At 62.5% G+C, this 19387-nt stretch carries 16 protein-coding genes and 1 tRNA gene; 7 read left to right on the forward strand and 10 right to left on the reverse strand.

What is annotated here, in order from left to right:
• The first annotated feature begins 8 nt into the window (after positions 1-8).
• The 4 genes from AAIH46_RS02240 (at position 9) to glgB (ending at position 9195) form a co-directional block, all read left to right on the forward strand.
• Positions 9-230 carry a DUF982 domain-containing protein gene (locus AAIH46_RS02240; protein ID WP_430303893.1) on the forward strand — a complete coding sequence of 74 codons (222 nt, stop codon included), beginning with the start codon at positions 9-11 and terminating at the stop codon, positions 228-230.
• A gap of 196 nt (positions 231-426) precedes the next feature.
• Positions 427-3681, forward strand: coding sequence for a maltotransferase domain-containing protein (locus AAIH46_RS02245; RefSeq protein ID WP_430303894.1), 3255 nt, complete (start codon positions 427-429; stop codon positions 3679-3681).
• 25 nt (positions 3682-3706) lie between these two features.
• Positions 3707-6988, forward strand: coding sequence for a maltose alpha-D-glucosyltransferase (gene treS / locus AAIH46_RS02250; RefSeq protein WP_430304975.1), 3282 nt, complete (start codon positions 3707-3709; stop codon positions 6986-6988).
• Complete coding sequence (glgB, locus tag AAIH46_RS02255) at positions 6985-9195, forward strand: 1,4-alpha-glucan branching protein GlgB (protein ID WP_430303895.1); 2211 nt, start codon at positions 6985-6987, stop codon at positions 9193-9195. The genes treS and glgB overlap by 4 nt, the downstream gene beginning before the upstream one ends.
• Here the strand turns inward: glgB and AAIH46_RS02260 are convergent.
• The 6 genes from AAIH46_RS02260 to AAIH46_RS02285 form a co-directional block, all read right to left on the reverse strand.
• On the reverse strand, positions 9176-9904 hold the full coding sequence (locus AAIH46_RS02260) for a hypothetical protein (RefSeq protein WP_430303896.1): 729 nt from the start codon (positions 9902-9904) through the stop codon (positions 9176-9178). The genes glgB and AAIH46_RS02260 overlap by 20 nt on opposite strands.
• Positions 9905-9954: 50 nt before the next feature.
• Entirely contained in the window at positions 9955-11313 is a 1359-nt protein-coding gene (locus AAIH46_RS02265) for an FAD-dependent monooxygenase (protein WP_430303897.1), read from the reverse strand.
• Positions 11314-11411: 98 nt separating this feature from the next.
• Entirely contained in the window at positions 11412-12527 is a 1116-nt protein-coding gene (locus AAIH46_RS02270) for a nucleotidyltransferase family protein (RefSeq protein WP_430303898.1), read from the reverse strand.
• 10 nt (positions 12528-12537) lie between these two features.
• Positions 12538-12957, reverse strand: a complete 420-nt coding sequence (locus tag AAIH46_RS02275) for a hypothetical protein (RefSeq protein ID WP_430303899.1) — start codon at positions 12955-12957, stop codon at positions 12538-12540.
• Positions 12958-13086: 129 nt separating this feature from the next.
• Entirely contained in the window at positions 13087-13368 is a 282-nt protein-coding gene (locus AAIH46_RS02280; RefSeq protein WP_430303900.1) for a hypothetical protein, read from the reverse strand.
• 178 nt (positions 13369-13546) lie between these two features.
• Positions 13547-13957 (reverse strand): DUF6894 family protein, encoded by a 411-nt coding sequence (locus AAIH46_RS02285; protein WP_430303901.1) that lies wholly within the window; start codon positions 13955-13957, stop codon positions 13547-13549.
• Positions 13958-14085: 128 nt separating this feature from the next.
• Between AAIH46_RS02285 and AAIH46_RS02290 the strand changes: the two genes are divergently transcribed.
• Positions 14086-14334, forward strand: coding sequence for a CrpP-related protein (locus AAIH46_RS02290; protein WP_430303903.1), 249 nt, complete (start codon positions 14086-14088; stop codon positions 14332-14334).
• Between the two features lie 343 nt (positions 14335-14677).
• On the opposite strand, the gene tig is transcribed toward AAIH46_RS02290, so the two are convergent.
• Both tig and AAIH46_RS02300 read right to left on the reverse strand, forming a co-directional pair.
• The gene (tig, locus tag AAIH46_RS02295; protein ID WP_430303904.1) at positions 14678-16174 is read right to left on the reverse strand and encodes a trigger factor; all 1497 of its coding nucleotides are present in this window, start codon (positions 16172-16174) and stop codon (positions 14678-14680) included.
• A gap of 159 nt (positions 16175-16333) precedes the next feature.
• A tRNA-Leu gene (locus AAIH46_RS02300) sits at positions 16334-16418 on the reverse strand.
• A 694-nt stretch (positions 16419-17112) separates the two neighbouring features.
• Here AAIH46_RS02300 and AAIH46_RS02305 point away from each other — a divergent pair.
• Positions 17113-17259 carry a DUF1127 domain-containing protein gene (locus AAIH46_RS02305; protein WP_430303905.1) on the forward strand — a complete coding sequence of 49 codons (147 nt, stop codon included), beginning with the start codon at positions 17113-17115 and terminating at the stop codon, positions 17257-17259.
• Between the two features lie 260 nt (positions 17260-17519).
• Complete coding sequence (locus tag AAIH46_RS02310) at positions 17520-17663, forward strand: DUF1127 domain-containing protein (protein WP_430303906.1); 144 nt, start codon at positions 17520-17522, stop codon at positions 17661-17663.
• 130 nt (positions 17664-17793) lie between these two features.
• On the opposite strand, the gene AAIH46_RS02315 is transcribed toward AAIH46_RS02310, so the two are convergent.
• Positions 17794-18732: an NAD(P)H-dependent flavin oxidoreductase gene (locus AAIH46_RS02315; protein ID WP_430303907.1), complete on the reverse strand. Its 939-nt coding sequence runs from the start codon at positions 18730-18732 to the stop codon at positions 17794-17796.
• A gap of 175 nt (positions 18733-18907) precedes the next feature.
• Positions 18908-19126: a hypothetical protein gene (locus AAIH46_RS02320; RefSeq protein ID WP_430303908.1), complete on the reverse strand. Its 219-nt coding sequence runs from the start codon at positions 19124-19126 to the stop codon at positions 18908-18910.
• Between the last annotated feature and the right edge of the window lie 261 nt (positions 19127-19387).

Raw genomic sequence — 19387 nt, forward strand, 5'->3', positions numbered from 1 at the left:
AGGAGCACATGGAACATCCTCAATGGCGCCGGCCGGTTCAGGCCGCCGGGCTCGATATTACTGGCCCGCTTGAGGCGATCCAGTTCATGGATCATCGTTGGCCCGGCGTGAAGGCGATGAGCTTCGCAACCGCCCACCAATCGTGCCTGGCGGCCCTCGATGGTCGCGAGAAACCCGACCACGCACGCGATTGTTTCAAGCAGGCGGTCGACGAGGCGCAGCTGCACTGAATACTTGCGGATGGGCGCTAGCCGGCTCGACAACGCCACCGGCCGGCGATGGTTGTCCGTCAGCCCCGAGGATATCCTCGTCGCGTACGGCGGGGATCTCCCGACGCGTGTCGTTGTGCGGCCAAGAACGCTTCGCGCGTGTGGAACCTGCCCTTCCTCCCGACGTTAGACGCAAAACCTGCGGAGTACGGCGCCCATGAACATCGTTCAATCGAACCTTACCTCTTCCACCCTTGCCGCCCCCCGCATCTACTACATCCATCCTTTACTGCTCACGGATCCCGCCGCCTGGAACGCCGTCTTCCAGCATGCCCGCGGTCTCGGCTTCGACACCATTCTCAGCGCCCCGCTCTTCCCCCGCGCCGTCAACACGAGCGTCTTCGTCGCATCCTCTCTGGACCGGCTGGATCCGGCCTATGGGCTCGGCGATGATCTGGAGGAGGGTCTTCGACGCTTGGTGGGGATGGCCGACGAGCATGGCCTGTCACTGATGCTGGACCTGGTGGTTGACCGTCTCGCAGTTGCAGAAGGCCAAACCACTGGCCCGGCCGCCGATCCGCGGCTTTCTCCGCACGACGCGAACAGCCGCCGAGTGAACGCCGGCGATCCCGGAGCGCTCGAAGCGCATCTGAACACCTGGTCGCAACGGCTCATGCGAATAGTCGGTGCCGGTGTTTCCGGCTTCCGCTGCCTCGGTCTGGAGGGCCTGCCGACCGAGAGCTGGCAGCGGCTGATCGAGGCCGCAAGGCGCGCACGTCCGGATGCCACCTTCCTCGCCTGGACGCCCGGCACCTCGTTCGAGCTGCGGCGGGCGCTTCCCGACGTCGGTTTCGATGGCTGCTTTTCCTCGCTTGCGTGGTGGGATCTGGAGCAGCGCTGGTTCATCGAGGAGCATGATCTGCAGCGCGCATTCCGGTACCAGATCGCTTTCCCCGAAGTCCCCTTCGCAAAGCGCCTCGCCCACGGCATGGACAGCACCGAGATACGCGCCAGACGGGCAGTCCAGGCTTTGAAGCTTTCCGCCGCGATCGGCGACGGCCTGATGGTGCCGGTTGGGTTCGAATATGGCGCGACGGCGGCGCTCGATCCCGTGCACGGCAACGGCGAAGGTCTGCGCGGTCTTGCGGACCGTCAGACATACGATCTTTCGTCAGAGATCCGCCGCGTCAACGACACCCTGTTGCGCGATGGAGCACAGTTTCGCTCAAGCCCCTTGCAACTGATCAACGTGACACAGAGCCCGGCGGTCGCCCTGCTGCAGGCCGACGCCGCAGACCAGCGCTTGGCTAAAGGCATCCGCCTGGTGGTGGTCAACCGCGATCTGCGCGCCGGGGCGCCGGCGCCACTGAATGCGGTGCGCGATGCAGCCTCCGGCTTCCTGCCGCTGACAGATCCGACCGAGGGCGGCTCCTCGCCGATTGCCCCCCACCTGCGCCTCAAGCCCGGCGAACTGCGCATCTTCGAGGGGCATGCTTCGCCCGTCATTGCAGGCGCAGTGCCGGCCCAGGATGTTGATGAGGCAGCCGCCTCGCCGCGCCTGGCGATCGAAGCAATCACCCCGAGCGTCGACGACGGACGTTTTGCCGTCAAGCGCGTCGTCGGCGATACGGTAGTCGTGGAAGCCGATATCTTTGGCGACGGTCACGATCCAATCTCCGCTGCCCTGCTCTGGCGGACTGCGGACGAAGAGGTATGGACCGAAGTACAGATGCGACTCGTCGAGAACGATCGCTGGCGGGCAGAGTTCACGCCAAAGCGCATGGGCCGGCACGAATTCGCGGTCGAGACATGGCGCAACCCGTTCCAGATCTTTCGCTACGAGTTCTCCAAGAAGCACGATGCGCGGCTTGACCTCAACCTGGAGATCCAGGAAGGCATGGCCCATGTTCGAGATGCGCTTAGCGCTGCCAAGGGTGATGTTCTGATAGGCTTGCAGGAGCTGGCGGAAAGGCTGGACCGGGCAGCCGAGCCTGAACGTATCGAGCTCCTTCTGGCGCCGGAAACCTTCCGGTTGATGGCCGATGCCGATCGCCGCCCGCACCGGCTCCGTTCGAAGAGCATTCCGCTGGATGCAGAGCGTCGCGAGGCTGCCTTCGCCAGCTGGTACCAGATCTTTCCGCGTTCGCAGAGCGGCGATCCCAATCGCCACGGCACGTTCGACGACGTTATTGCGCGACTGCCGGCGATCCGCGAGATGGGCTTCGACGTTCTCTACTTCCCGCCGATCCATCCGATCGGCACCACCAACCGCAAGGGCCGCAACAACAGCCTGACGGCCGGGCCGAACGATCCGGGCAGCCCCTATGGCATCGGCTCTCCGGACGGCGGCCACGACGCGATCCATCAGGAGCTTGGGACCTTCGATGACTTCCGCAGGCTGGTCGAGGCAGCTAGCGAGAACGGCCTGGAGATCGCCCTCGACCTGGCGATCCAGGCGTCCCCGGACCACCCCTGGCTGAAGCAGCATCCCGGCTGGTTCGACTGGCGCCCGGACGGAACGGTTCGCTACGCCGAAAATCCGCCGAAGAAGTACGAAGACATCGTCAACGTCGATTTCTACGCCAAGGACGCCGTGCCGTCGCTGTGGATGGAGTTGCGCGACGTGGTGCAGCTGTGGGTCGACAACGGCGTCAAGCTGTTCCGCGTCGACAACCCGCACACCAAGCCCTTTCCGTTCTGGGAATGGCTAATCGCCGACATCCGTGACCGCCATCCGGACGTGGTCTTCCTCTCGGAAGCTTTCACGCGTCCCAAGGTGATGTACCGCCTCGCCAAAGTCGGCTTCTCCCAGTCCTACACCTACTTCACCTGGCGCAACACCAAGTGGGAACTCGAAACCTACATGCGCGAGATCACCACTGAAGCGCCCAAGGAATTCTTCCGCCCGCATTTCTTCGTCAACACGCACGACATCAACCCGGACTTTTTGCAAAACGCGCCGCGCTCCGCCTACCTGATCCGCGCGGCGCTGGCCGCCACCCTGTCGGGTCTATGGGGCGTCTACAACGGCTTTGAGCTGTGCGAGGGCCGCCCGGACGCCAAGCGCAAGGAATACGCGGATTCAGAGAAGTACGAGATCCGTGCCTGGGACTGGGATCGACCCGGAAACATCAAGAGCGAGATCGCCCTGCTGAACCGGATCCGCAAGGAGAACCCGGCGCTCCATTCGCATCTAGGCCTCAACCAGCTGATCGCCTGGAACGACAACGTGATGTTCTTCGAGAAGGCCAGTGCCGGCCGCGAGAACGTGCTCCTGATCGGCGTCAGTCTTGATCCGCACAACGTGCAGGAGGCGGATGTCGAGATACCCCTCTGGTCATGGAACCTCCCGGACAATGGCGCGCTTAACGTCGAAGATCTCGTCAGCAGCCAGAAATTCACGCTGACGGGGAAATGGCAGCGGCTTCGACTTGAGCCGAACCAGCCTTTTTCCATCTGGCGCGTACGATAACCGAGGAAAATCCTAAATGGACATGATGCAGAGCCAGAGCCAACCGACCGAAAAGGATCTCCTGTGGTACAAGGATTCGATCATCTACCAGTTGCACGTCAAATCCTTCTGTGACGGCAACGGCGACGGTATCGGTGATTTTGCCGGGCTCACGCAGAAGCTCGATCATATCGCGTCGCTCGGTGCCACGGCGATCTGGCTGCTGCCCTTCTTCCCCTCCCCGCGTCGCGACGACGGCTACGACATCGCCGATTACGGCAATGTCAGCCCCGACTACGGCACGATGGACGAGTTCCGTGCCTTCGTCGATCAGGCGCACCAGCGCGGCATCCGGGTGATCATCGAGCTGGTCATCAACCACACGTCCGACCAGCATCCGTGGTTCCAGCGGGCACGCAACTCGCCTGCCGGATCGCCGGAGCGGGATTTCTATGTATGGTCGGATACCGACCAGAAGTTCCCGGAAACCCGCATCATTTTCCTCGACACGGAAAAGTCGAACTGGACATGGGATCCGGTCGCCGGTGCCTATTACTGGCACCGCTTCTACTCCCACCAGCCGGACCTGAACTTTGACAACCCGCAGGTTCTCGATGAACTGCTCAATGTCATGCGCTTCTGGCTCGAGACCGGCATCGACGGCTTCCGCCTGGACGCCATCCCCTACCTGATCGAGCGAGAGGGCACCAACAACGAGAACCTGCCCGAGACGCACGACATCCTGAAGAAGATCCGCGCAGCCCTAGATGCAACACATCCAGGCAAGGTTCTGCTGGCTGAGGCGAACCAGTGGCCGGAGGACACCAGCGAGTATTTCGGCGACGGCGACGAATGCAACATGGCGTTCCATTTCCCGCTGATGCCGCGCATGTACATGGCGATTGCCAAGGAGGATCGCTTCCCGATTACCGACATCATGCGCCAGACGCCGGAGATCCCGGAAAACTGCCAATGGGCGATCTTCCTGCGCAACCACGACGAACTGACGCTCGAAATGGTGACCGACGCTGAGCGCGACTATCTCTGGAGCATCTACGCCGCCGACCAGCGGGCCCGCATCAATCTCGGCATCCGCCGGCGCCTGGCGCCGCTGATGGAACGCGACCGCCGGCGCATCGAACTGATGAACGGGCTGCTGCTCTCCATGCCCGGAACGCCGGTCATCTACTACGGCGACGAAATCGGGATGGGGGATAACATCTATCTCGGCGACCGCGACGGCGTTCGTACCCCGATGCAGTGGTCGCCGGACCGCAATGGCGGGTTCTCGCGCGCAGACCCGGCACGCCTCGTGCTGCCGCCGGTCATGGACCCGCTCTACGGTTACGAAGCGCTGAACGTCGAAGCGCAGAGTGTCGACAACCACTCGCTGCTCAACTGGACGCGCCGCATGCTGGCGCTGCGCGGTCGGCATCCGGCATTCGGACGCGGTACGCTGCGTTTCCTGACGCCCGGCAACCGCAAGATCCTCGCATACCTGCGCGAATACGAAGGCGACACCATTCTCTGCGTCGCCAACCTGTCGCGCCTGCCGCAGGCAGTTGAACTTGATCTGTCGGAATTCCAGGGACGCGTGCCGATCGAATTGACCGGCATGTCGCCCTTCCCTCCGATCGGCCAGCTGACCTACCTGCTCACTCTGCCTCCCTTCTCCTTCTACTGGTTCCAGCTTGTGGCCGAAGCCGATGGCCCAGCCTGGCGAACGGAGCCCCCCGAGCAAATGCCCGACCTCACGACGATGGTCATGCGCCGCGACCTGATGGAGTTGATCGACGAGCCGAAGCTTGCAGCCACCCTGTCGCGTGACATCCTGCCGGCCTACCTCGACAAGCGCCGCTGGTTCGGCTCGAAGGGCGAAACCCTCAAGCGGGCGACGCTGGTGGCGGCCACCCCCATGGGCTTCACCCACAACATCCTGCTCGGCGAGCTCGAAGCTGAGCTGGAGGGCCACACCGAAACCTATCTGCTGCCGCTGACGGCCGCCTGGGACGACACGCAGCCGCCGGCACTGGCCCAGCAGCTGGCTCTGGCCCGCATCCGCCAAGGCCGCCGCGTAGGCTACCTGACGGATGGGTTCGCCATCGAGAACATGGCACGCGGCGTCATCCGCGGACTTTGCGAAAGATCGGTCATTTCGGGCCGCTCAGGCACCCTCGAGTTCCTCGGCACCGAAGCGCTCGACTGCATGAGCCTTGCCGAGGATCTGCCGGTTCGGTGGCTGTCGGCCGAGCAGTCCAACAGCTCGCTGATCATCGCTGACGTGGCGATGATCAAGCTGATCCGCCACATCTTTCCGGGCGTTCATCCGGAAGTCGAGATGACCCGCTACCTGACCAAGGTCGGCTACAAAAACACTGCGCCACTGCTGGGCGAAATTGCCCGGACCGCGCCCGACGGTACGCGCTACACGCTGATCATCGTCCAGGGCGCGATCCGCAACCAGGGCGATGCCTGGAACTGGATGCTGACCAATCTGCGCCGGGCTCTCGACGATATCGGCCTGACGCAGCCGGGTCCGGAAGCCGAAGCCGACCTCTTGCGCCCGCTGGTCGAGTTTTCCGGCATGATTGGCAAGCGGCTTGGCGAACTGCACGTCGCGCTCGCCAATCCGACGGACGACGAGGACTTTGCCCCGCTTCCGGCCAAGCCGGAGAATGTCGAGTTCTGGCGCCGCAGCGCAGTCGGCCAGATCGAAAAGGCACTGGCGATCCTGGAGGAGAACCAGCGCGACATGGAACCGGAGACGGCAGCGCTGGTCACGCCGCTTCTGTCCCGCCGGGACGAACTGTTGCGGATTTCCGCAGAGCTTGCACAGGCCGCCGAGGGCGCGCTGATGATCCGCAATCACGGAGACTTCCATCTGGGCCAGATCCTGGTTGCCGAACACGATGCCTACATCATCGATTTCGAAGGCGAGCCTGCGCGCGACCTGCAGGAGCGGCGCGGCAAGACCATCCCGCTTCGTGACGTTGCAGGACTGCTGCGCTCGCTGAGCTACCTTGCGGCCACTGCCGACCTGGAAACCGAAGCGGTGACCGAAACTGACAACCCGGTGCGCGGCGATATCATCCGCCGGTTCACCGAGCAGGCGGAAGCGGCCTTCCTCGAACAGTATTTCGAGGCAGTCGGGCAGTCGGAAAACCTGGCTGTCAGCGAAGATGACCGGCGCCGCATGCTGGATCTCTACCTCCTGGAAAAGGCAGCTTACGAGATCGGTTATGAAGCACGCAACCGTCCAAAATGGCTGCCTATTCCGCTGAGCGGCTTTGCCGCCATCGTCGACAGGCTCGCGGAGAAGAACGCATGAACATGGAACGATCCGAACTTCTCGCCGGCCTCGATCGTGACGCGGTGAATGCTCTTGTCGATGGACGACACGGGGATCCATTCTCCATTCTCGGCCCCCATGTCGTGAATGGGGTGACGGTCGTGCGGGTCTTCCTGCCCGGCGCCGAGGGCGTCGAGCTCCTGCAGGCGGATGCAAGCGCCGTTCGTACCAAAATGCACCCGGTGCACGAGGCCGGCCTGTTTGCGGCTGCGTTGGAGACAGGCGGGCGCTACAGCTTCCGGATCCAGTGGCCGGATGCGGTGCAGGAGACCGAAGACCCCTACTCCTTCGGGCTGCTGCTCGGCGAGCTTGATCTTCACCTGATCAGCCAGGGAACCCATTACGATCTCGGCCGCACGATGGGTGCGCGTGCGATGGAGGTGGACGGCGTTGAAGGCGTGCGGTTCGCCGTCTGGGCGCCGACTGCCCGGCGTGTTTCGGTGGTCGGCGACTTCAATGCGTGGGACGGTCGCCGTCATCCGATGCGCCTGCGCCCGCAGGCCGGCATCTGGGAAATCTTCCTGCCGCGCATCGGGCCGGGAGACCGCTACAAATTCGAGATCGTCGACCAGAACGGCAACCTTCTGCCGCAGAAGGCCGACCCGGTCGCACGTGCCAGCGAAGCTGCGCCGGCCACCGCCTCGATCGTTGCGTCCAGCCGGCCGTTCCAGTGGACCGATGGCGAGTGGATGCGCCAGGGCGCTGCCAAGCGCTCGGGCGAAGGGCCTATCTCCGTCTACGAGGTACACCTCGGCTCCTGGTTGCGCGTCGCCGAAGAAGGCAACCGCTCGCTCGACTGGGTCGAACTCAGCCAGCGCCTGGTTCCCTATGTTGCAAAGCTCGGCTTCACCCATATCGAGCTGATGCCGATCATGGAGCACCCTTTCGGCGGCTCCTGGGGCTATCAGCCGCTGGGTCTCTTCGCGCCGACGGGGCGCTACGGCACGCCGGAGGATCTCGCCTACTTCATCGACCGCTGCCATGCTTGCGGAATCGGCGTCATCCTTGACTGGGTCCCGGCGCATTTCCCGACCGATCCGTGGGGGCTCGCCCGCTTTGACGGCACCGCACTCTACGAGCACGAGGATCCCCGCGAAGGCTTCCACAAGGACTGGAACACGCTGATCTACAATCTCGGCCGCAACGAGGTGAAAGGCTTTCTCATTGCCTCGGCGCTCGAGTGGCTCGAGCACTTCCACATCGATGCGCTGCGCGTCGACGCGGTCGCCTCGATGCTCTATCGCGATTACTCGCGCAATGCAGATGAGTGGATCCCCAACAAGTATGGCGGCCGCGAGAACCTTGAATCGGTGGAGTTCTTCAAGCACCTCAACAGCATTATCCATCAGCGCTGCCCGCATGCTTTCACTGTGGCCGAGGAATCGACTGCGTGGCCCGGCGTTACCCAGCCTGTGGAAGAAGGCGGTCTCGGCTTCGACTTCAAGTGGAACATGGGCTGGATGCACGACACGCTGCATTACATGCAGGACGAGCCGGTCTACCGGAAGTACCACCACGGGACGATGACCTTCGGCATGGTCTATGCCTATTCCGAGCGGTTCATGCTGCCGCTCAGCCACGACGAGGTGGTGCACGGCAAGGGCTCACTGCTCGGCAAAATGCCTGGTGACCATTGGCAGAAGATGGCGAACCTGCGCGCCTATTTCGGTTTCATGTGGGCGCATCCGGGCAAGAAGCTGATCTTCATGGGCTGCGAGATTGCGCAGGAGACCGAATGGAACCACGACGGCTCGATCGTCTGGGATCTGCTCGACCGGCCGGACCACGCCGGCATGCAGCGGCTAATCGGCGACCTCAACCGGCTCTATGCGGAAGAACCCGCCCTGCAGCACGGTGACCTCCACCCCGACGGCTTCGAGTGGGTGATCGGCGACGACGCCGAGAACTCGGTCTTCGGCATGCTGCGCAAGACGGGCGATGGGTCGGACATGATCGTCGCCATCTCCAACATGACGCCAGTTCCGCGACAGGGCTATCGCGTCAGTGTGCCGAGGGAGGGCCGCTGGCAGGAGGTCCTCAATACCGATGCTGCCGTCTATGGCGGCTCCAATCTCGGCAATGTCGAGGCACGGAGCGAGCCGCAGCCGTCGCATGGAAGGGATCATTCGATCCTCGTGACGCTCCCGCCGTTGGCGACGATCTACCTCAAGTGGCAGCCGGCGTAAGCTCCGGCTGGTCGGCAAGCAGCTGCAGCTCAGGCACACTTAGCGGCCGGCTGTTCGGCTGGTCGGTGTAGACACTCAGATGCTGCAGGATCGCGTCGACGACATCCGTGTCACGTGTCGTCTCGTCCTGCGGCACGACCATCCAGCCATCCGCCTCGGCCATCTGCATCAGCAGAACCTGGATGCTATCCTGGTAGGCGCAATAGGCGGTCCTTGGATCGCCGGCGAGGCCGTCCCAGCGCCCAAGCTCGGTTTCCTTGAACTGCGCCCGACGCGTCCAGGAAAGCCGGGGATCTATTGACAGCAGCACCACCAGATCCGGTTCTGCCGCCGACGCGAAGTAGCCGCGCAGCACGTCGAGGCTGAGACCGGACCGTCGATGTGCCTTGGCGATAACCCGGTACTGCGACCCATCCATCACCGAGATCGTCCGGCTGCCTTTCAGCAGGCAACCGATGGCGGAGAACCAGGCGGCCAGAAGGTGGAGATAGAAATGCGTACCGAGCAGATCCTGCTTCGGCTCGCCTTGCTGCGGCCAGATGACCTCCTTCAACAGGCTGAGCCGGCTATCGGCGAAATTGTCGCCAAAGGTGATGTCGCTCTTGTTCAACGCCCGCGCCGGGTGGCCACGCTGGCTGAGGGCCCGCGCAAGCCTTCCGGCGATGTGCGTTTTTCCCGCACCGTCTATTCCCTCTATGGCGATCAGCATGATTCACGTCCCTGACGGCGTACCCTATTGTCTCTGCAGTGCATCAGCCCCTATTGGGCGGCGACCGGCTGCCATTGCTCGTCGGCGGATGGCAAGACTTCGTGGCCGAGCGCTGCCGCAATGGCTGCACCCGCATAGGCGCCGCTGACCAGCGCCGGAACCAGCCCCCGGAACCGGCCGACCACATCGCCGCAGAACCAAATCCGTCCGTCGCCGGCAGAGAGACCGTTGTCGACAGCCGGGAAGGCGCCGACGCCCTCGATCGCCGGGAAGAGGCAGACCGTCTTTGGCGACAGCATGTCGGGGAAGCGGCCGATCAGCATCCTCAGGCTTTCGGCGAGGATCTCGTAGAGTTCCGGATGAAGCTTGCCGGCGATGTCGCCGCGGCGGAAACCACCCTGTGGATACCAGGGCCTGCCGTGCGGATCGGGATCGGCGTCCGGCATCGGCAGTCCCAGGAACTCGGGCAGCGGTTGCCACACTGCCGGTGCCTCCTCGCCCAGCTCCCTCTGCATGGCGTCCCAGATCCGCCGGCCGGTCTCGAACCGCTCGCCTGTGAAGCGCGCCAGGAGGCCGAAGTTGCAGTAGCGACTGGGCGGACCATCGGAACGCCCGGACAGCGCCGCGACGTCCCCGTAAGGGATCATCCAGACCTCGCCGTTGCGGCAGGTGCAGAACGTGCGCACCTCCGTCTCCAGCGCGTCGAGGATGAACTTGACGTCGGGGCGCTTGACGCGAGACAGGAAGCCGACGCCATCGGGATGCTCCAGGCGGATGCCGAATTCCAGCCGCAGGTCGGTCATCGCCATCGGCGACGACAGCATTCCGGCGAGTGCTTGCGGTCCGAACCGGCCGGTCGCCAGCGCGAGGTGGCTGAACTGCTCCTCGCGGACCTTTCCATCCAATCCGACAGACCTGACGCCGAACCCGTCCGCGGTCTCGTCGATGTGCTCGACGCGCGTCTCGCAGCGGATCTGCTCCTCGAAGTCGCGGATCATCCTGCCGATCAAAGCGCGGCGCTGGATGAGCGATCCATAGGTGGAGAGATAGGCCTTGGCGATCATCGGCGCGTCGGCTGCGGCAAACCCGTTTCCGGCATCCGGGTCGAGCGGCGGTGCCTCGATACCGGCCTCCGTCAACTGCCGCTCGATCGAGCCATAGGCCTCTCCCAGCCGCACACGATCGGCCAGTGTGTAGAGGTGGGTGCCGGACGGATAGAAGCTGAACTTGCCGTCCGAAAACAGGCCAGCGCCGCCAATGCCGGCGCCGAGATGGCCCGCCTGCTCGTGCTGCCGTTCCAAGAGGGCCTTGCCGGCCTCGAACAGGACGAAATCGATCCCGGCTTCGGCCAATACCTGGCCCGTGGCCAGACCCGCAGGCCCACCTCCGATGATTGCTACGCGTTGCATGTCTCTCCCCCCGGAGTTGTGAACATCGCTGGGCCGCATCCATCCGGGCAGCAAAGATGGCTGCCGGTCAGAACACGTGCCGGATGTCTTGACTTGGTTCAGGCAAGCTCGATGTCGGTAACGACGGTTCGCGACAGGAGCTTTGGCAGGATGTCGCCGAAATCGGCGGGATCCGGTTGGCGCGTCGGATCCGGAAGCAGAAGCACCAGGACCTGCATCGGGATCGGCGCGTCGAACAACCGCCGAACCTGCTCAAGCACGTAGAAGATCGCCGCCGAGAAGCGATACTTCGAGGCGATGGCGAGAAGCTGCGGCCAGTCGATCTCCGACCCGTGCATCCGTAGCAGTGCATCGATATCGCCGAGCATCTGCAGCTTCAGCGTGCCGTGCTGGAATGCCTCGTAATAGACCCGCGCGGCGCTGAACCAGAGAGCGGTGGTCAAGGACTGGCTCGGCACCTCCCGCCCCAGAACACGCCGCCGGCCAGTGCCGCGCCAGACATCCGCCTCGTCCATCCCCTCGCCGAGACTGAAATGCACGTCAATGAACACCGGCATGCGAACCGTCCCGTCGTCCTTGACGAATGACTTGATCTGTCGCATCCGCCATTCCGGGGCGATCAGGCTGACGTCGAGCGCTGGCCGGATTTCTTCCACCTTGGTGACCGAATGAAGCGCATATTTATGCTCCATGGTCTTCGGCGTGATCTTGCGGAACATGTGCGTGAACACTCCGTCCGCCGGATTGAACACGCCGTGCTGGTAGCCGAGAGCGTAGAGCTCGCGCTGGACGCGTCGCACGTCTGCCGCCCGTACCATCAGGTCGATGTCCTGCATCGGCCGCAGAGCCGGGTCCGGGTAGAGAAGTGCCGACATCATCGGCCCCTTGAACAGGTAGTGATCGATGTCTGCCCCACGGAAATGCGCGAGCAGTTCGCCGAGTTGCTTGAACTGTACCTCGCTGCGTGCCCGCGATAGCTGCGACCAGGCCGTCATGTAGGCGATCACCCACTGCGGAACGGCGTAGCCGAGGTCCAGTCGGCGAAGATGATGGAGGCAGACCGGAAGCGTCTGATAGCTCTCGGCACGCCAAAGAATGAAGGACCAGTCGGGCTCCTCCGCGACGATGCGCATGAGACGCTGGTCGTCGGCGCCCGACAGGTAGGGTCTGCAGGTCAGGAGGAGAAATGTCTCCTCACGGGAAAGCTGAACCATGCCATCCTCCTCACGGATTGGCGGCCTTGACGACCGCTTTCTTGGCGCGCATCGCGTCATCCCCGTCGGCTGCGATCAGCGGAGCGCCCGCCGGTCCGCGTGCCGACATCGGCAGCATGTTCTGGTACCGGTCCAACTGCCGCTCGAAGTCGTCGAGGTCGCGGTCGAACCCCTGGCCGAAGATATCCTCGAGCGAGGTTTCCTCCCGTTCTGCGCCTTTCCCGGAAGGCTGCTGCATCAGCCGCACCGCCTGCGAGGCAAGCAGGCTGTAAGGGAACAACCGCGTCACGCTGCCGGCGGAGCCGGGCTCATTGGTCACTTGCGCGGCGATGTCCTGCATGATCGGAAGCGCCAGCTTGCCAGCCAGCGTGATGACGAACTTGCCATCGTTTTCCTCGACCGAATATCCAAAAAGCAAAGCGTCGTTCATCATGACCTCCCTCAGACAGTGGCTTTCTTTATCGCGCGCAGCGCCCCGGCGGGGACGTCGCCACATTGGCTGCGCCACCTGCACGCGGGGCTACGGCTTCGATTGCCCCGCGCCGGAATGATCGAGGCTTCAGGCCGCGCGGTGAACAGCGAACGATCGGCGGCGGATGCTCTTGCCCTGCTTGAACAGCCGGATCTCCTGTCGGGCCAGCGCCAGAGCGCTGCGACCGGCCTTCACCATGCTCCAGTACTTCTTGCGGTTCCGGCTCGCCTTGTAGCGCTTGGCGAGCGCGAAGCAGTTCTTGGCGAGCTGCATGTGCCGGCCGGCCGGAGAGGCAGCCAAACCGCTGCGCGGCTTACTTGCCGAACCGGCCCGCGCCACCTGCAGAAAGGGATTCTTGGAATACACCATTTGCGTTCCTCCTGATTGACAAGACAACCGTAGAACGCATTAGCATCTAGGTCAATTCAAAAGTGCATTCTTGCAATAAACGCCTCATAGTTGTATGCGTAGGTGCGGATTGATGGCTGGCAGAGCCCGCCATCGGAGGTTCGGTACGGTGTGATGGGATTGGAATAACAAGGAAGGCTTAGTCGGTGCCATCGCCGCCGGAGCTGCTATTGCCTAACCATTCCGCGACAAACGACAGGCTGCTCACAAAAATCGGGCAGCCCTCGGCGTCGAGGACCTCAAGAAAGACGAGAAGGCGGTCCCTTCCCGGCAGTTCGTCGCGGGCAACATCTGACAGCAGTCGACCGGCCTCCACCAGCACGTCGACAGGCGAGGCCAAATCGACGGCGACGACATCACTGGTCCATCCGTCGTCGCTGCGCAGATTGAAGTGGTATCGCGTCATGCCATCACCTTGACTGAATACGATGAAGTCATTCGGTGGCGAATTGGTTCCGGGAATTCGCGACTGAAGCAGACCATCGGGTCCGCTTTCGCAACCTTTGGGATGTGGAATGGTTAGAGCGGCACGCGCCGCCACCTGCTTCACTAAGCGACTGATTCTTCAAGCTTCTCTATTATGACGAATATTTGCTATTTCGCGTCCGTACTGCCGTCGATCGCCTTGCGACCACGCCGACATGTCAGTATTACGCCCTCCTCTATAAGGATCGGCGCATGGAAATTGAGTCTCTGTTGGATTGTCAGGAACGCGGTGCCAACGCCCGTATTCTCGGCGTGCCGGCACACGAGAACCCATATTCGAGCGACGCCGCCCTCCTGAGCGAAGAGGAACGACGCCTGCTGCGCGAAGCCTGGGCATTCGGCTGGATTATCGAGGACTCGGTGCGCCAGAACGAGACCGGCGTTTACGCATTCTTAAGGGCAGAAGCAGCTTCGGTGGCTTCGCACTGGGGCCGGCCTTGAGGCAGTCGAAAGCCGCAGGCTAACGTGCAGCCAGCCGGCATGACGCCGGTTAGGGGCTCGCGGACCCCCGGCTCTGCAGAGAGTTGGTGAGCCCCGCCTTTGCGGGCGGCCGCGGAACAGACGTTCGATGTCGACAGGCGAGCCAGCCGTCGGAACCGGCTGCGCAGGGCAGTCGATCTCTCAGCCGTCTTCGGGTGCGTCGCACCCTCCCTCCCATTCCACTCCCCTTGGAGCCCAGCCAGAGCCTTCCACACGGCAGAGGCTGGCGTCTTTGCCCCCCAATCATGGAAAAAACCCCCGGCATTGCTGCCGAGGGCTCTGATCACGCAGTGAAGGTTCGCTCTTACTCGGCGTCGCCTTCGGCAGCCTTCTTCTTGGCCGGAGCCTTCTTCTTCGGAGCAGCAGCTTCTTCGCCTTCGGAAGTCTCGGATGCTTCGGCCTTGGCGGCCTTCTTTTTCGGAGCAGCCTTCTTCTTTTCGGCCTTGGCACCGTCTTCGGCACCATCTTCGTCTTCGGCCATCAGCTCTTCCTTCGTCACCGTCTTGTCGGTGACGTCGATTTCCGACAGCAGCTGGTCAACGACCTTCTCTTCGAAGATCGGTGCACGCAGCGAAGCGGAAGCGCCGGGGGTGTTGCGGAAGAAGTCGAGGATTTCCTTCTGCTGGCCCGGGAACTGCTGCAGCTGGGCGTACAGCGCACGCTGCATTTCGTCCTCGGTCACTTCGACGCCGGCCTTTTCGCCGATCTCGGAGAGCACCAGGCCAAGGCGAACGCGACGCTCGGCGAGCTTGCGGTATTCCTCGCGAGCGTCCTCTTCCGTCGTGTCTTCGTCGGCAAAAGTCTTGCCCGACTGTTCGAGATCCGTGTTGATCTGGCGCCAGATGTTGTCGAACTCGGCGTCAACGAGGCCAGCCGGGGTCTCGAACTTGTACATTTCGTCGAGCTGGTCGAGGATCTGACGCTTGACCTTCTGACGCGTCACGTTGCCATACTGGCTTTCGATCTGGCCGCGAACGATCTCCTTCAGCTTGTCGAGCGACTCGAGACCGAGCTTCGAAGCAAGCTCGTCGTTGAGCTCGACTTCTGCCGGTGCAGCGACTTCCTTGACGGTGATGTCGAAGGTGGCTTCCTTGCCCGAAAGGTTGGCAGCCGGATAGTCAGCCGGGAAGGTCACGGTGATGGTCTTCTCGTCGCCAGCCTTGACGCCGACGAGCTGGTCTTCGAAGCCGGGGATGAAGCGGTTCGAGCCGATCACCAGTTCTGCGTCTTCAGCAGCACCGCCGTCGAACGCTTCGCCGTCCACCTTGCCCAGATAGTTCATGGTAACGCGATCACCGGAAGCGGCCTCGCCATCCTTCGTTTCGAAGGTGCGGGCGCTATCGGCAATCTTGAGGATCTGCTCGTTGACTTCGTCTTCGGAAACTTCAACGACTTCGCGGGTGACCTTGATGCCGCTGGTCGGCTGCAGTTCGATCGGCGGGATGACTTCGTAGGTCAGCGTAAATTCGAAATCGGCCTGGGCGTTGAGGATCTTCTCGGCTTCGGCTTCGTCTTCGGTCATCGCGATAGTCGGCTGGGTCGCCGACTTTTCGCCGCGTTCCGAAAGGATGGCGCTCGGGCGATCACGAACGATTTCGTTGACCAGCTCGGCCATGATCGACTTGCCGTACATCTTCTTCAGATGCGCGACAGGCACCTTGCCCGGACGGAAACCATTGATGCGAACCTTGTCCTTGGCATCGGCCAGGCGTTCGTTCATCTGCTGTTCCATGTCCTTGGCCGGGATAACGACCTTGATTTCGCGCTTCAGCCCTTCAGCGAGCGTTTCGATAACCTGCATAAGTCATACCTTCATATCATGCGGCGGTGCTCAGACAGCCGTGGTTTCCGTGAGCACGACGCCGGAACGTGTTGCCGGTCGTGGCCTCGATGCAATCTCGTGCGCTGGGTCTTTGCGGCCACCGGCCGATTTCGGCCTTCGACGACAGACTCCTAGACCTGGTGCGGGTAGAGAGACTTGAACTCCCACGCCTTGCGGCACCAGAACCTAAATCTGGCGTGTCTACCAATTTCACCATACCCGCGCCGCAAACCGCGACGAAAATCCTCGCGCAGAGGCCTTCCGGAGCGCGCGTCTCTATAACAACCGTTTTTTCCGTACGCAAAGGAAAAATGACAGGTCGGGCCGCCTATCCCAAGGGCGAAGCTGCAGTGCCTTACCTGATAATGCCGCGTATGATGAACCTCGGCCAATGCCGGGATCTTAATGCTCCGGTAACCAGTTCGGAATAGGATTGAGCATCTGCAGACAAGACATGCGCCTGATGAATGGCTCGCATTTGATTATTGCGCCGCACAATCGGCGGCAGTCCGTCTAGCTTATCAAGACAACGCAGATTGATTTCTGCGGCGACATTCGGAGCGCCGCGCTCCTCCTCCCAGCGGAACTCCGATCGACCGGCAACCCTCCTCCTCCCAAGCGCTGGTCACTGAGATGACGCCCACCGGACATCCTCCCCCGGTGGGCGTCGTTCTTGCGCGTCCATGTAGCCGGACGACCCGCAGCCGGAGCGTCCAAGCATCCCCGCCCACGCCAGTCCGCACATTTATTGACCAGCCGGCCACAGGGGCGGATCAAGCAATGCATTTCGCGCATGGGTGGCATACGGGATGGGCGCTGTTCATCGGCGCTGGGCTGATTATATTGGCATTCAATCGATTGAGAGACGGCAACACACCCTGTGAACGGCTCTCGCAACCACCAAGAGGAATTGACCAATGAACATCGCTCGCTCGCTCACCAACTGGCGCAAGTACCGTCAGACCGTTTCGGAACTCGGCCGCATGTCGGACCGCGAACTTCACGATCTGGGTATCGGCCGCTCTGAAATCCGCCGCATCGCCCGTACGGCCGTCGGCATCTAATACGCTATCGTCCTGCGGCTTCTGCCGCTTGCAAAACGCCCTCCCGATCGCGGAGGGCGTTTTTTTGTGTCCGCCTTTCCGGCGTTCATCCTCTTCGCCTAGTTTCTGATCCACGGCTACAAATGCGGCAATCCATTGCACATTTGCATGGCAGTCGCTTATTTTTTGCACTGCAAGATATTGAGCTTTGCGCCTATATAGGTGCATCGCCAGTGACAAGACCGTCACCCGGCGCGAGACAAGCTCAAGGAAACATCACCATGAACCCGATTCGCCTCGCAAAGAGCTGGATCAGCTACCGTCGCACGATGAACGAGCTGGGCAGCCTGTCCAGTCAGGCCCTGAACGACATCGGCCTGACCCGCTACGACATCCGCACGATCGCATCCCGCTCGTTCCGCTAAAAGACGCATACCGCCATCGGCGCGCCAGAACGCAGCCAGTGGTAAGGTAGACGTCGAATGCATGGCCCCCAAGCTTGCTCGGGGGCTTTTTGCTGTCCAGCATTTAGCAATGCCTGCGGCGTCTCGACCGCTATGACAGAAATCGGTCTTCGGCTCCCGCCGACAGGGCCGCGCGGTACTCGCGGATCAGTCGGGCGCACAGTTCTGCCGCTGAAGGAATGTCGTCGATCGCTGCAACGCCCTGACCAGCCGACCACACGCTTTTCCAGGCCTTCGCCTCATGGCCGAGATCCATCGGTCCGCTGGCCACAAGATTGTCCGGATCGAGCCCCGCAGCCACGATGCTCTGGCGCAGAAAGTTCGCGTTCACGCCGGAAATAGCCGGCGTGTAGACGACGTCACCGGCACGGGCTTCCATCGTCATCTGTTTCTGCTCCTGGCTCGCCATCGATTCCTGCGTCACAAGGAACCGCGTGCCGAGATAGGCCAGGTCGGCGCCCATCAGGCGCGCGGCAGCCACCTGCGCCCCGGTGCTGATTGCGCCGGACAACAGGATCGTTCCATCGAAGAACGAGCGGATCTCAGGAATGAAGGCGAACGGGCTCAGCGTCCCGGCATGACCGCCGGCTCCGGCGCAAACCGCAACGATGCCGTCGACCCCTGCTTCCACGGCCTTCTCCGCATGGCGCCTGCTGATCACGTCATGGAAGACGACGCCGCCGTAGGAATGAACCGCCTTCACGACGTCCGGCACGGCGCCGAGAGACGTGATCACCAGCGGCACCTTGTGGTCGACCACGGCCTTCAGGTCCGCCTCGATGCGGGGATTGGAGCGGTGAACAATGAGGTTGACGCCGAATGGCGCAGCGTCGGGCACGCCTGCCAACCGTCCCTCGATCTCCGCCAGCCAGTCGACGAAACCTTCCGTCCGTCGCTGGTTGAGCGCCGGAAAAGTGCCGACGACACCGGCGCGGCAGGTCTCGACGACAAGATCGGGGCCCGACGCCAAGAACATAGGCGCCGCGACGGCAGGGATACGCAGGTTCTTGAACGACGGTGGTAGCGGCATGGATCCTCCCCAGGATGACGTGCCGCAAGGCGGCAGCACTCCACCGATATAAACCGCAGTTTACGTAAACGGCAAGGCGCCGCTGGGTCTGCTGCTGTGTCTCTCAGACAAGAACGGCGCGGACCGAGATCCGCGCCGTAGACATAATTCCGGAAGTCTTCCGAGGGTGCGGAGATCAGTGACCGCGTGCAGCCGCTACCATTTCGCGCAGCAGATCCTCGCGGCGGACGCCCTGCCGGTAAAGCTCGATGGTGATGGCTGCGAGACGATTGGTCTCCTCCGCGTCGTCATCCGGGCAGATTTCCAAGCGCAGACGCTCGAAGACCTGCTGGCACTTCGCCAGGTCCTCCGAGTTCAGCGGATCCTGGCTGGGTCTCGTCTCGCTCCTGATCATCAGGTTACTCCTAAAGCATGCAATTTCGACGGATCGCCGCGGCGGCCACACGGGTGGCGCTACGCTTGAACAGAGCAGCGATCATCTTTTTTCTGGAGGTGAACACTCGCCTCCGACGGCGATTTCAGCGCCTCGTCGGTTTGGCAGCGGGATGTCGGTTCAACGCAGGCGGCACATCAACGGGATCGATCCGGTCGATCAATTGCGGCTGGATCAACCGGGGAAAATTCGGCTGGTTCCAGCATCATCAAGGTGCACTCG

It is taken from the genome of Rhizobium sp. 0TCS1.26, assembly GCF_050455525.1.
Classification (GTDB): Bacteria; Pseudomonadota; Alphaproteobacteria; order Rhizobiales; family Rhizobiaceae; genus Neorhizobium.

Bases quoted from the DNA above. Each gene is read 5' to 3' on its own strand.
- AAIH46_RS02240 (WP_430303893.1), top strand. From the start codon at position 9: ATGGAACATCCTCAATGGCGCCGGCCGGTTCAGGCCGCCGGGCTCGAT.
- AAIH46_RS02245 (WP_430303894.1), top strand. From the start codon at position 427: ATGAACATCGTTCAATCGAACCTTACCTCTTCCACCCTTGCCGCCCCC.
- treS (WP_430304975.1), top strand. From the start codon at position 3,707: ATGCAGAGCCAGAGCCAACCGACCGAAAAGGATCTCCTGTGGTACAAG.
- glgB (WP_430303895.1), top strand. From the start codon at position 6,985: ATGAACATGGAACGATCCGAACTTCTCGCCGGCCTCGATCGTGACGCG.
- AAIH46_RS02260 (WP_430303896.1), bottom strand. From the start codon at position 9,904: ATGCTGATCGCCATAGAGGGAATAGACGGTGCGGGAAAAACGCACATC.
- AAIH46_RS02265 (WP_430303897.1), bottom strand. From the start codon at position 11,313: ATGCAACGCGTAGCAATCATCGGAGGTGGGCCTGCGGGTCTGGCCACG.
- AAIH46_RS02270 (WP_430303898.1), bottom strand. From the start codon at position 12,527: ATGGTTCAGCTTTCCCGTGAGGAGACATTTCTCCTCCTGACCTGCAGA.
- AAIH46_RS02275 (WP_430303899.1), bottom strand. From the start codon at position 12,957: ATGAACGACGCTTTGCTTTTTGGATATTCGGTCGAGGAAAACGATGGC.
- AAIH46_RS02280 (WP_430303900.1), bottom strand. From the start codon at position 13,368: ATGGTGTATTCCAAGAATCCCTTTCTGCAGGTGGCGCGGGCCGGTTCG.
- AAIH46_RS02290 (WP_430303903.1), top strand. From the start codon at position 14,086: ATGGAAATTGAGTCTCTGTTGGATTGTCAGGAACGCGGTGCCAACGCC.
- tig (WP_430303904.1), bottom strand. From the start codon at position 16,174: ATGCAGGTTATCGAAACGCTCGCTGAAGGGCTGAAGCGCGAAATCAAG.
- AAIH46_RS02305 (WP_430303905.1), top strand. From the start codon at position 17,113: ATGAACATCGCTCGCTCGCTCACCAACTGGCGCAAGTACCGTCAGACC.
- AAIH46_RS02310 (WP_430303906.1), top strand. From the start codon at position 17,520: ATGAACCCGATTCGCCTCGCAAAGAGCTGGATCAGCTACCGTCGCACG.
- AAIH46_RS02315 (WP_430303907.1), bottom strand. From the start codon at position 18,732: ATGCCGCTACCACCGTCGTTCAAGAACCTGCGTATCCCTGCCGTCGCG.
- AAIH46_RS02320 (WP_430303908.1), bottom strand. From the start codon at position 19,126: ATGATCAGGAGCGAGACGAGACCCAGCCAGGATCCGCTGAACTCGGAG.